Annotated in this window: 8 protein-coding genes; all 8 read left to right on the top strand. The window is 44.1% G+C overall.

The window, feature by feature from the left end:
* Positions 1-46 precede the first annotated feature (46 nt).
* From BLQ13_RS17375 to BLQ13_RS17340, 8 genes are read left to right on the top strand one after another with little or no spacing between them, the layout of a single operon-like run.
* Positions 47-3,877, top strand: coding sequence for a coiled-coil domain-containing protein (locus BLQ13_RS17375; RefSeq protein WP_090922374.1), 3,831 nt, complete (start codon positions 47-49; stop codon positions 3,875-3,877).
* Positions 3,878-3,910: 33 nt separating this feature from the next.
* Positions 3,911-4,561: an S-layer homology domain-containing protein gene (locus BLQ13_RS17370; RefSeq protein WP_090922372.1), complete on the top strand. Its 651-nt coding sequence runs from the start codon at positions 3,911-3,913 to the stop codon at positions 4,559-4,561.
* 48 nt (positions 4,562-4,609) lie between these two features.
* Positions 4,610-6,013 carry a hypothetical protein gene (locus BLQ13_RS17365; RefSeq protein ID WP_090922370.1) on the top strand — a complete coding sequence of 468 codons (1,404 nt, stop codon included), beginning with the start codon at positions 4,610-4,612 and terminating at the stop codon, positions 6,011-6,013.
* Between the two features lie 15 nt (positions 6,014-6,028).
* A complete protein-coding gene (locus BLQ13_RS17360; protein ID WP_090922368.1) occupies positions 6,029-9,151 on the top strand; it encodes a M23 family metallopeptidase in 3,123 nt (1,040 codons plus the stop codon).
* Positions 9,151-9,567, top strand: coding sequence for a hypothetical protein (locus BLQ13_RS17355; RefSeq protein ID WP_090922366.1), 417 nt, complete (start codon positions 9,151-9,153; stop codon positions 9,565-9,567). Before BLQ13_RS17360 ends, BLQ13_RS17355 begins: the two co-directional genes overlap by 1 nt.
* Positions 9,568-9,585: 18 nt before the next feature.
* The gene (locus tag BLQ13_RS17350; protein ID WP_090922364.1) at positions 9,586-9,996 is read left to right on the top strand and encodes a hypothetical protein; all 411 of its coding nucleotides are present in this window, start codon (positions 9,586-9,588) and stop codon (positions 9,994-9,996) included.
* A gap of 12 nt (positions 9,997-10,008) precedes the next feature.
* The gene (locus BLQ13_RS17345) at positions 10,009-11,892 is read left to right on the top strand and encodes a hypothetical protein (protein ID WP_090922363.1); all 1,884 of its coding nucleotides are present in this window, start codon (positions 10,009-10,011) and stop codon (positions 11,890-11,892) included.
* Between the two features lie 15 nt (positions 11,893-11,907).
* Complete coding sequence (locus BLQ13_RS17340; protein ID WP_090922361.1) at positions 11,908-13,053, top strand: hypothetical protein; 1,146 nt, start codon at positions 11,908-11,910, stop codon at positions 13,051-13,053.
* The last annotated feature ends 2 nt before the right edge of the window (positions 13,054-13,055 follow it).

Here is a 13,055-nt window from a genome sequence, read left to right as displayed (position 1 = left end):
GCCTATGCGAAGGTGGAACGGGATTTATGCATAGAAGGCGGTGAAGATGATGGATGAACAAAACAAGAGTACACACTCTTTAAGAGAAGAAATGGTTAACCAGGTCAAATCCAATACGGGTGAGAGCGATGCACCAAAACAGCAACATGTTACCGGTATCCGCACGTTAATCAATAAAGTGCATACGATGAGGGACTCCATGCAGGAGCAGTGGATCGAATCCTTAACGGTGGATCTGGAACAATTCTACCTTGGGGCATTTCACGAGTTGAATTCCCTTTCTGTAGCTCAATCCCTGGATATGGAAAATTCTGTGGCACATATGATGAAGTATTTGTCGATGGGGCAATGGAAGGGATTCTCACCGTCGAGGCTAAAGCGCTCACTTGAGTCCTCACGTCAGCTTGAGGAACAAGTTGCCAGAGCAGAGCAGAATTTTGAAATCAAATCTACCCGGCAAAGGAATCTGACTGAACCGGAGACATCAAAGCGAGATACGGTTAACCAATTGCAAAATATTGCAATGCAACATGGGATGAATCAGGAAGACGTAGGACTAGCCTACCGTATTGGATCAAGGAAATATAACCGTTCTTCGGAAGCCGTACGTTTTGCTACAGAAACGGCCAAAGTACAAGCAACAGGCCACGGCGATGTGGAGCAAACTGCATCAGGTCTTGAAGAGATCTCGTCCTTGTGGTCAGCAGCTATTTCCGAACTCTCCAAAATGACAGACATGATCATTCAAGCTTCATCCATGCTTCAAGTAAGTGCGCATGAACTTATAAGAGAGCTTCAACAAACAAGCATTCAGTCAACAAGTCAACCGGAAGCCAATCTCAGCCGAGATGACCGAATGGCGAGTTGGATCAGTCAGGCAGCCTGGTCCGTTCACACCAATTCAGGTATGGGTAACGATCAGACCAACTCGTCTAATCGAGTTAGGGTGGACATTCTGGCAGAGCAGCTGAACTCAGTCGTTGAATCAGAACTTAGCTCTGCGCAGCTGGGTTCTACAGATCATATGGAGATACAGCAGAAAAAATGGGAAACGATATTTCAGATTTCGACGCATCGTGTGATGCAAAGCCTGAACGAAGAATTTGCTTCATTTGGAAACGTTCTGCTGGGCATGTTGCGATTGATTGAAAATCAAGCTGGTGGAGTCGTGGACCATATGGATCTTCTCAACCGCATTATGGACAATGTAGGTGTTCAGGTGGACTGGGAGAAGGTAGGCCACTTCATGGATCAAGCTGATCAGAAACGATATGGTCAAGCGAGATTGAATAGTGATAGCTCCGAAAACCGGGATGCAAGTTCAATGAATCAGATTCAGAGCGCTGATATCCAGCGTGCGGGTGCGGTACAAGAGATGAAGCAGCAACAGAATCGTATGCAATATTTCCAACAGCAAAAAACGGAACTGTCGAATAAAACGTTGGGGAAACAAACGGACCTGACAAATGCCAAACAGAGTCGGGACAATCATAGCGAAAAGCAACATCTCGCGTTGCAACAAGGGAATTCTGTGGCGACTGCCTTGTATGCAACAGAACAGCAGGAGGCTGAGAAAAAGGTAAGAACCTATGCAAGGGAGCTCTTTTTACTCCGCGAAGAGATGGACGCTTTGGATACCCAGATCGCCAAGACGAAGCGGAACCTCCAGTTTCTAAGTCGTGAGGTAGATGATACGGGTACATCAATCATGCAACTTGAACATCAATCCAGAAGATGGTTAATGACGATGAATGATATGGACCTGGAGGCTGTGGAGCTTCGAAACAAGTTGTACTATCTAAACACGGAGCTTCAATTGGGTGCAACCGACATTCAGCGTTATGAATCTGATATGGAAAAGCTCCAAAGACAGTCTGACATACTGAATAATGCTCTGAAGAAGTTGAGAAGTGAAGTGAATGAGTTAAACATTTCCTTTAGAAAGGGATTAACAGATGCGTCTGCCTACATTGCTAAGCTAAAGGAATTGGAAAAAGTTCAACTTGGTATGATGATGAATGGCTCTGGAGGTATGTTGGTTGCCCCTGGAGCAGGGACTGGAACCTCACCCGCAAAAGAGGAAAAGAAAGAACCAGAGAACAAATCCTTTGTAGCCCGTCATGAAGACCTGATCAAGGATGTTATGAAAGATGCAATTATGGATGGGGTAGATTACGGAGGAAAGAAAGATAACAAAGTCAAAAGGAGAGGTCTCCTATCCCGATTCAAGGATATGAAAGACACGGGAAATCGCAAAGCCTTTTTTAACAACCATGCGCCTCTCCGGGATCCAAGTGGGACTATTCTAAAAGACAGACATGGCAAAGTTATTACAGAGCATGCCATCAATGCAGAACGTGCTGCCAGAGGTATCAAAGTTCCAGGGAAATTATCCAAACTCGTTAAATTTGGCTCCCGATTGGTAAGGCCGCTGAAAGCTGTTCCGGCTCTTGGGGGCGCCATGCTTGCTATGGATGTTATTTCAGGTTTGGTGGATCCGCTTAGCAATATGGGTAAGTCAGAAGCGGAGAAGCAAAATATCCGAGCAACAAATAAGGAAGAATTGGCGAAGGATTTTAAAGATATGAAGGATTCCTCCTTTGTGGGGAAGGTCTGGAAGGGATTCAATCTGGGGATGGATGCGGTAGTATCCGGAACGATGAGCTCTCTTTTTGGCAACAGTGCTACCAACAATAAGTTCGGAGACTACAAAGATGGGTTTATGGCACTGTGGACGGAGAAAGATGGAGCGGCGGTAGAGAAGAAGCTGGCGAAGGAATACAACTATGAGAAGGAGAAAAAAGAGTCGCAGCTTCAGATGGACAAAGAGACTGGCAAAACTCCTGAAAATGAGAATGGGCCCCAGTCTCAAAATAATCAGCCACAGATACAATACATACCGGCTCCACAGTATATTCCAGCAGCTGGATCAATTGGATCTATTGCAAGTGGAGCAGTGCCGCAACCTAAGAGCAATGGCGTCGAAGAGATGATTGCCAAAATTAACAGGCAGCTGAGCAATTCCACAAGTAAAAATGAAACAAACTATCAGGTAACACGTTCCCGGCTACTCATTAGTGGAGTTCGTGAAGACTCGGGTCAGATGCGTGCGTTGATGGAAAAGTATTTGCAAGAAAATATCAAATTTTTTGATAAAGCTATTGCAAGCTTGCAGAAAACGTACGACAAGTTAGCCGAAGGTAAAGAAAAAGAAGATTTAGGGATGGAAATTAACGAGAAGAAACAACAGAAGGCTCAATCCGAACTGGAATTAAATAGTGTTAAAAATAGTAAAATTGACGAGTTAAAACGCAAGATGAGTGATCAATTGGAATTAACCCAGATGGATTATGACAAACGGATGTATGATCTCCTCGCTGCCAATGGGGGCAGGGAAGATTCGGCTGAAGTGACATCACTCAACAAGGCTCGTGCCCAAGAGATGAATGTCAAGATGGGCGAATACAAGCTGCAATGGGAAAATCTGCTTAAAAACGGCGGATTCAATGTTAATTCTGATGAGTACATGACTATTCTGAAGGAATTAAGCTCGATCGGAGTGGAACAGTCCAAAAATCTGGCAGAAATCAGCAAAAAGATGGATAAGCCTGTATCCACATTTAATCTCCCGAGAGGACTTAAAGTGATGGACTATTTTGACTACATGACGGCAAGTAATACCCATAAAAGTGTAATGGTTGGGTCAGGAGATGTCACCGTTCACGTCAATATTGATAATATGACAGGCAGCACCAAAGATGTGGAGAAGCTCACATCCGCTCTGGATAAAACATTGAGACAAAATAACCCGGGTTTAGTGAATCGGATGGCTAGTAACGTTGGTGCAGGAATGGGAAGCACGCATATTCCAAGATAATAAACGAGTAATGAACGAAGGAGGGATTCAACTATGCCTCAGCGAGACCCATTTGGTTTGGTTAACGACCGGTACAAAAGAGCGCTTTTTGTCGATACCGGTATGAAGTTCGAGCCTGTAGCGGGAAGAATTATTGATCCGTATTCTTCCCCCTCACCCAATCCGCAGGTAAGAGAGATTAAAATGATTAATGCTCCCTCTCATTTTCATCAAATGGGTGTGTCCTCTTATAAAGCCATCATTAATGTGTTGTTTCGAGATAAAAAGTCATATCACGACTATGTGATGTATGTAGGCTGGACACATAAATTTTATGATGAAAAAGGCAATATCTATGTTGGTGTTGTTGAGTCGATTAAAGTGGACCCGATCTTCTATCATCAGGATACGATGGATAAAGACCAAAAGGGATACAAAGTTGAGCTGACAATGACGCTCATCAAAAAGGACGGCTATGATCGCAAAAGCGCTGTTCAATTTCAAGATTTACAGACAACTGAAGGTCAAAATCATTGGGCTAAAGCGTCTATTGAACGTTTAGCTGACCTCGGTTTGACCGTCGTTACACAACTGGATGGGACACCCATTTTGTACTTCCGTCCGAATGATTTTATTACCAGAGCAGAATTTGTTACGTTCCTGATGCGTACCAAACGTCTACTGGAGCGAACAATTCGAGAGTAGGGTGACCTACTCTTTTATTCTGTCTATCCTAAATATAGGAGGTGTATCATGCGAAAATGGGTTGACGTTAATGAAGGCGATTGGTTCTATAACGATGTCATGGAAGCGACGAATATGGTGCTCGAAGATGGGGAAGTTTTTGTAGCCGGAATTAACTATAACAAGTTTAAGGAGGGAAAACCTTTTGTCTACGAAGAGATCAAAGGCACATCGGGACAAACCTCATTTAGCTTGCCGGTTCTGATTGAACCGACGGATGAGAATCCGTTATACGTTTTTATTGATGGTGTGCAGACGATCTATAAATCGGCAGAGAAGAACAATAAGAATTTAACAGATGTTGAGCTGTATACAGGTGTGAAAGCAGGACAGGTTGTATCTTTTTGCAGTTACGGGGAACCACTTCTGGATGAGAAATGGAAAAGACCACCCGTTTCCTGGACTGGAAATTTACCACGAGCAATTCTAGGTGCTGCTACCACGTATTTTTATGATCCGTTTAGTCGGAGTCATCAGGAATACATGTATGCAGGCGGCCAGCCGCTTCGCAGACTTAGTATTCCTTCCGAGATATGGGCGGATAGCATGGGAGATGTAGCAGCGGTAACGAAGATTGCAACCAATGCGATCGGTTATCGCACAGATGTGTATTGTGTTAGTCCGGGAGGATCGGTTTTCCTGCCTTTTAACTTGAACGGGGTGACTTGCAAGTTTACTTATTGGACGAAGACTAGCGGCGGGGCATTTAAGTTCATGAGTGAGGAGATCAAGGCCAAGTCAGACAATCCTACCTATAACAACTGCTTTTTTCCGAATGCCATTATCCAACGTGGGGAAGCTTTTCATCTCATTAACAAGCTGCGCAAAGTATTTTATGCCAGATTTACGGATATGGATGCGCCGACAAGGGGTATCGATCAGAAGATTACAGCTTTTCAAGGTCAGCGTGTCTTTCGATTGAATGGTAATTACCCGTCGGGAGCGAAGAAGTTGCAGGTAAGCGTGGAGTTGAAAGATAAGAAACACACAGTGCCGGGTTATACCGAGATCGACAATCATACCGTTGTTTTTAATGGACCTTTGTCTGAGGGTGATGAGGTCATATTTTATTATCTCAAAGAAGCAAGTGAACGATTTGCAGATATAGGAAGACCTTCAGCGATTTATTATCAAAACAAGGGTGAACGGGTGGAGCAATCCAAAGATGCATTCTGGAAAATCGCTGTTTCTGAGATGGAGGATGAAACCTTTTCCAATAATGATCCGCTAATTATGGGTATCCCGGTGAAAAGAAAATTAAATGGCGCAGCGGTCGTGACCGATATGGGGACGCCCGTCAATGGTATTGATCCGGAGGAAACCTGGTTCTTGGGAAATTCCGCCATGACGCGTGCCGAGGCAGCAGCTTTTTTGGATCGTTTTATGAAATGGACGATTGAGCGATTTAAGTAAAGGAGGTGGACATTAATGATACCAATTTCGGATGAGGTTTTAAGCGTGTTGTCTGAGCGGTTAAAGCTCGGAGAGTATGCCCTCCCCAATATCCGAGTCGAGGTGGACAGGCTTGCATTTATTCCAGGGAGAACAGAAGAATTCAGGCATATGGTTTCCGAAGCTGTTCCGATTATGAATACACAATCGGCATGGGTAGATGAAACAGCCAATGGTACATATAACGGCTCAACGCAAGCGAGTTCGCAGGATATTTGTTTTCCGGTGAAGGGAAAGACAATGAATACCATTAAAGTTACAGATAATTTCGGGGCTGCAAGGTCGAATGGTCGGACACACCGGGGGATTGATCTCTGGGATGAGATAGGCACACCGATTTTAGCGGCCTGGTCAGGAAAAGTGGTTCGTATCTCGAGAAGTAAGACAGAAGGTGCAGGGAATGCCGTAAATATCAGGCATGCTGGTGGCATCATTACGAAATATTTTCATCTGAAGGACATTCACTGCTCTGTGGATGATGAGGTGGCACAGGGGGATGTCATTGGAACATTGGGCAATACAGGCGGCGTTTACACAAATGGTCATAAAGTATCGGCTGCTGAGCGAGCGGCTGGTCGAGGGAGACATTTGCATTTTGAAATTTGGGAAGGCGTTAACTCAACGACCAAAACGGGTGAAGGCGGCAAGGCGGTTAACCCCAGATTGTATTTGGAAGGCAAGCGTAAATTACATGGTAATGCAAAGACCACGTTTCGTGATGTTACACCAGTAGATGTCGGAGGTTACCCGGGAGAAATCAAGCTGAATGAAAAGTTCGATAAACGTAGCTGGTATGAGAAAAGTGTATACAAGACAGGCTTGAAATTTACGGATTACGCCAAGATTGAATCGGGCTGGACGCTGTCTGATTCGGGAGGAAAACTCGTGTATACCTTTGACAAACAGCAGGTCGTCGTTGAGTTTGAGATCGATGTAACCAAGCTGAGCATGCCTACACAAGGGCTACTTAGCATCGGATTAGGTACTAATTTTAGTGGGTCGGAAGGGGACTCCTTCACGGTAGTTATCGATGGCAAGGCATATGCATATGTAAACTCGTTTTCCGGTGCTTATGATCTGACGAAGCTGACGGAATTGAAAAACATTGTGATTCCTGCGAAGGCTAAACGTATTCAGATTAAGGTTACATATGGTGGGAAATCCAAGAATGCTTCTTCTCCAGATACAAGTGTGGCTTTTAAGAACAAGTATAAGAAATTGGCCATTGATTATATTCGCATCCAGGAATTGTTGCCTGCTCCTTTGAAGAACAAAAAGGCTGAAGAGGGACTAGACCCTTCCCAAGGTTATTTTCAGACCCATAGTTATGAGAGTTTTGTAATGAATAATCGTCCGGAAACGGATGTTATTCAAGTTGGATCTTTTGTATACATGGACACTCAGGTACTACCCAATATCATTGCTGCAGAGATTGACGATGTATTTGATGCAGAAGCAAGGGAAGCGAGACTAACAATCTCCAATCCCCGAGGATTTTTTTCCCCGGATTACAATCCAGCTTATTTCCCGGAGCTGGAGGGCACACCGTCACCTTGGTCGTATTACGCTAATGGTTTTCATGTCGGGGTGTTGAGCGAGAATACACCGATACGTATCTATATGGGATATGGTCAGCATATGATGCGCGTTTTCACAGGATTAATCGATAAGATCGACATCAATGGCGAGGACTCTACGCTTGAGATTACGGCAAGGGATATGTACAAGCGGGTGATCGAAAAAGTTATTTCTGAGAAAAAGGCTTATCCCGAAGTCGATGAAATTGACAATGTACCTGATCCGCTTCCTCCTGCTGCTATTCAAACAGATCGGACATCGACTATTATTCAGGCCGCTCAAGTGCAAGCGGCAGCTTATGGTGTCCCGGATCACAAATTCTTACTTGCTATTTGTAGGCATGAAACGGTAATGGGCACTCAGGGCAGGGGCAGAGAGGCTAGCGGGAGCTTCATTCTAGGATATGGAATCCCTGATAAGAAATATAGTGGCATTCAGGAGCAGATGAAGCGCGGTGCAGAACGAATGTCTCGGGCTCTTGCATCCAAAGGCAAAAAAGTAACGTCCAAGGCGGATGTCCTTTACTTCCATCGAGGTGGAGATATTGCACCTATGACTTGGAGTGAAGATGAGGACAACTGGGTGAATCGAGTGTGGGCGTATTATCAAGAGATGTTGGCCGACCCGACAAGCTGGAGCGTCACAGCTACATCTGCTGCATCGGTTGCTCCGACATCCCCTCAGCCAGTAGAGTTTGAAAAAGCAGCCTGGGTGAAATCAACCGTCGTACTGGATCTTATTAAACATGCGGGTTTGGTCGGGTGGAGAGCTACGAGTGAAGATCGTTCGTATCCAGATTATGTGATTGACGAAACGTACTTGGTTGAAGTGAACCAGAAGACAGGCAGAGTTATTGTTCCAGTGCCCGGCCAAGAAGGCGAATTTGAAGTGAAGGATGCAAGTACAGTTCTCACGCCAAATGGTTGGTTGAATCCGTTCACAGAGGAATACGGTAAAACATTTGAACAATGGTCTGCAAAGGTGACGGAAGCGGTTCAGGAGATCATCTCGGAAATCCCTTATCGAAGCTACTGTGATCGTTACGGTACGTATCGTTTGGAACGTATCAATTACGACAAGCCGGTAGTTTCGGAATTTTCGGAATATGACAATCTGATATCGATTACCAAATCTACCGATTGGTCCAGGGGCAGAAGTCATATTGTGGTTGTGGATGCGAACCGGGGACAGAGTAGTTTCGTTGATAAAGAAATTTTACTGGAGCTTAAAGGAGAAATACGAACGATGGTACTAAATGTACCTTGGGCGAAAACAACAGAGGCCAAACGCCAAGTTGCAGAGCGAGCTTTTTTCGACATGAAACGTATGTGCCGTACGCTGCAAGTATCCATTCCGGCAAATCCTGCACTTGATCTACTGGATAACGTTATTGTAACGGATAAAACAACGACTACACGGTCGATCTATACGATAAAGAGTATTAAGACCACATATTCTGTGGATCGCGGTATGCTTCAAGTCATCGATCTGATGTGGGCTAGAAAGGGAGTAATGGTGTAATGGCAGGTATCGTAAACGAGAATATCGTATTTCCCGTTTTGGATCTGATTCATCGAGAGATGCGCAAATTCAGCAGTGCAAGTCATTCCAGTCTTTTGCCGCTTGAGGGAGAACCCTCAGTCTCCTTGTATCGAGAGCACACACAGGACCCCGACCGTGTAACTGGGGCAGACTTGTTTTATGAATCGGAATGGAAGGTTTCCATCTGGATGAAGTTTGGCTCTGAGGATGAGGAAAACTTCCCTTCAAGTGTAGGCTACGATCATCCGGATTATGAGTATTACAAGTATTATCGTTTGACCCAAGTGACGGCTCGTACGTTTGATGCAGGAGGCGAAGAGATGTCCTCTTATAATATCGTTCTTAATTATGATGACGAAGGACGCTTAACTGGCACAAGTGTACATCGTATATAACTTACAGGAGGTGGTTTCATGGCATTTAATGTATCCTACATCGCGGGTGGCGTCATCGACAAAGTGCGCGAGCTGCCGTACCCACACTTCAGCAAAAAAACAATCCCGTTCATTCGGGGACAGATGTTGGACATTCCAGCGGCAAAGACCACCAAGTCTGATACGTTCACACTGGCGTATGACACAGAATTCCTTAGCATTGCGTTCGCGGCAAGTCAATACTGTGTGGGCGATTATTGGGAATTGACGATCGGGAAAGAGAGAATTTGCAATACGATCTATACGAAGGAACTTCCCGAATCGGTATCAATGGGGAATAGCTTCGGCATCGTATACCCGATCCCTGCAGGAACCACAATCAAGTTTGACTTCGTAAGTGTGGTGCCTGAAGCCAAAACGGTCTGGTACAACATCAAATTTTTGAAATAAGGAGGGTGGACGATGGCGCAAACAGTTCCATTAACAAAATTTAGTGCATTTGTGTCAGGTGAAAGTAAGGCAGAAGATATTATTTTTAATCTGACGGATGCCATTGCGAGTGCGAAGATACCTGCTGCAGATGGTTCATTTGTTGAAAATAAGTGGGAGAAAGTGTACGAATCCAGAGCGGATTTGTGGGTGACTTACCAAGAGCTGAAGCGTTCAGGTGTGCAGGGCAAATACAAACACACCGATGGGAAGTTGTATGATGTATTGAAGATAGCTTCTAGTCTACCTGAGCTTACCAAAATGGAAGATGAATCCTCTCTGATTGATGAAGAAGGTTATCTTCGCGAGGTAGATTCAGCTTTTGGAAATAGGGAGACTGGCAAGAAAATCCAAGTGCGTTCATTTGATTATGTTGACAGCGAAGGCTCAACCCAATCAGTCACGGTACCTGGAAGTCTTATTGCAATTATTCCGGATCGAGACACTCGTTGGGGAGTAAAGGTCTATCTATTGAAACAAGTTTATACTAAAAAGAACGGCGTAAAGGTGGATAATACCGACTGGAACGAGTTTGAGTTAATTACAGAGATGCCTAGAGATTGGGATTATGCACTTTCTCTGTCAGGATATAAGTTAAGAGTTGAGAGAAATAGAACCTATACCAATGGCAACTATAATTATTATGACCAACAACCAGTCCTAGCATCAAAATATAGCTTCACAGAGCGTTATTATGTGGCTGATCCAACGAACTATACGACACCTAAAGTAGTATTAAAAGCTACCCCGGATGTACCTGAGGGTATCTCTGCGCGAAATTTCTTCATTATGTTTACTCAACCACAAAACTTTCGTGGTGGAGACTACAACTATTTTGATTGCCAGCACGGCGTAGGTTTTATAGGTCGATTAAGCAAAGGCGATCCTTCACTTACATACAAAGGAATTTGCAATCCCTCAACCGTTTCACCAGGTTCCACACCGGTTGTACTTGATCAGACGGCAGCAGAGGCCGTGTATGAACAATGGAATGATCCTGAAGCATCCCAGCTCTATACTCCACCAATGATTTCATGGGAGAAAGACTATGACGGTGTTACAGAATTAATTAGTCCGGCCTCACATTTCTTTTACGGACGTAACTCAACGGTGAAGTGGTTACCAAATAAAAAACGAAGACCCGATTATCTTGTAAACTATCATATTTCAATCAATAATGACCGTGCTGCTGTGGTTATTGAGGGTGACCCCTCACCAAATATCCATGGGTATTACCGCAACTTTGGCTATTTTGGTAAAATTGTACCTTTTAATGACCATGATCATATCGGAAACTTTGGCTTAACTGTGGGTATGGGAGATTTGAACCAAGAACTAACAGGGTATACGAAAACTGATATTTTAACCGAATTGAATCCTGGAAAATATGCACAGTATGGGGAGTATACTTCCAACGGCATGGATTCAGTATCTTTACTTCGAACCCGAGGTAACGTGCTCTATCAAGCGCACTATCCTGCGTTTATTACTCAACTTCCCAATTATCCCAATGTTGGAAGTATTCCGAGAGAGCTGTCGAAACTCGTACTGGACAAGGATGGTTTTCAAAAGTCGCTATGGACCGGAAAATATCATGCAAGCCCAGTTTATTTAGTACATCAGGCAGAAGGTTACCGGGGCTACATGGATGGAGTCGTTGCAATTTATGATCAAAATCTGGTCAATCTGGATGAGTTGATTGTAGATACCGAGATTCCCAAAGACAACTCGAACCCTGCAGCGGGTAACTGGACAGAAGTGTACAAGTTTTTCAGTATCAAGTCACCAATGAATTTTTTCAAGCAGTCTCCTGCACCTGACCAGGTTACGATTGCAATTCTGAAGGAAATTAAATAAGGGGGATTCAAAACGATGACAAACTTTAAATATGTAGAAACGATTACAACTTCGCAGGATCTGTTAAATAAAATGAAAGAAGAGGTAACTTCTTTCGAGAAATACCCATTCGAATCCACGGCAGGGGAGACGGCTGAAAGTAACTCCTGGAAAGTATTTTACGAGGAAAAGGATGCGGAGAATCGTATCAGTCTGCTGATTCTTCAAGGTACAATGAGCATTGGAACAACCGATAAACCACTGACTAAAAAATATTATGTACAATTCACGAACCATGCAATTGTACCGCGTGTCATCACACCAACACCTAAATACGTAGAGCACAGTACACTTACAGTGCAATTACTTGAAGGACTGGAAGGAGAAGAACCGGCTGCGCTGCCAGTGAAAACCCTGCCGACGTTCAAACTGACAGGTCACCCGGTACTGTATCAGTGGGCACTGGAGAGTCACACGCCAACGGATCGTAATAAAGAAAAACCGGTCTACATGTACATCAATGTGATGAATAATCGTTTGGCTATGGTGCTCGTTGCTGATCCAGCGGTTAACTTCCTGGATTATAAAAAATCCTTCCTCTATGTTGGCGCACTGAAGCCGTTCAAATATAATCTGAATGATGTTGATGGAAATGTAATGTTAACAGCAGGTGCAGTTATTGCTGAACCGGACATTGCTCAGATCGCCAAAGATGAAACTTACTACTACGGTCAATACACCTCTGCAGGTAACAACACGTTGCAGATGCTGAAAACCAAATCAGGTATTGAGTTCCAGAGTCATTATCCATCATTTATTACTCAAGCACCTCCGGTCGGCAAAGCGTTTGTTGATCCTGAACTTGGCGATACGGGTCTTGAATTGGAACCGCAAGGTTTCCAAGCCTCCAAATGGACATCCAAGTATCACCTGTCACCGATTTATGTTGTTCACCCGTATGAGGGATATCGTGGCCAGTTTGATAACTGCATCGCGGTAACGAAACATAATATTCTTCATCTGGATGAATTGATTATCGACGTGGAAGGTAAACCTTGGCACCAAGAGGTCTATCGTTATTTTGATACAGATACTCAACAAAACTTCATGAATCTATCAGCTAACCAGCGGATGGGTGTTGCGATTCTGAAAGAGGTACGTTACTCCAGTAAACAAGTATAGAT

It is taken from the genome of Paenibacillus polysaccharolyticus, from assembly GCF_900102085.1.
Taxonomy (GTDB): domain Bacteria; phylum Bacillota; class Bacilli; order Paenibacillales; family Paenibacillaceae; genus Paenibacillus; species Paenibacillus polysaccharolyticus.
Note: the sequence above shows the minus strand (reverse complement) of the source record. Positions and strands in the feature narration are given on the sequence as shown.

What these genes read in the sequence shown, in the direction of transcription:
- BLQ13_RS17370 (WP_090922372.1), top strand. Translation starts at nt 3,911, where the DNA reads ATGCCTCAGCGAGACCCATTTGGTTTGGTTAACGACCGGTACAAAAGA.
- BLQ13_RS17350 (WP_090922364.1), top strand. Translation starts at nt 9,586, where the DNA reads ATGGCATTTAATGTATCCTACATCGCGGGTGGCGTCATCGACAAAGTG.
- BLQ13_RS17355 (WP_090922366.1), top strand. Translation starts at nt 9,151, where the DNA reads ATGGCAGGTATCGTAAACGAGAATATCGTATTTCCCGTTTTGGATCTG.
- BLQ13_RS17365 (WP_090922370.1), top strand. Translation starts at nt 4,610, where the DNA reads ATGCGAAAATGGGTTGACGTTAATGAAGGCGATTGGTTCTATAACGAT.
- BLQ13_RS17360 (WP_090922368.1), top strand. Translation starts at nt 6,029, where the DNA reads ATGATACCAATTTCGGATGAGGTTTTAAGCGTGTTGTCTGAGCGGTTA.
- BLQ13_RS17375 (WP_090922374.1), top strand. Translation starts at nt 47, where the DNA reads ATGATGGATGAACAAAACAAGAGTACACACTCTTTAAGAGAAGAAATG.
- BLQ13_RS17345 (WP_090922363.1), top strand. Translation starts at nt 10,009, where the DNA reads ATGGCGCAAACAGTTCCATTAACAAAATTTAGTGCATTTGTGTCAGGT.
- BLQ13_RS17340 (WP_090922361.1), top strand. Translation starts at nt 11,908, where the DNA reads ATGACAAACTTTAAATATGTAGAAACGATTACAACTTCGCAGGATCTG.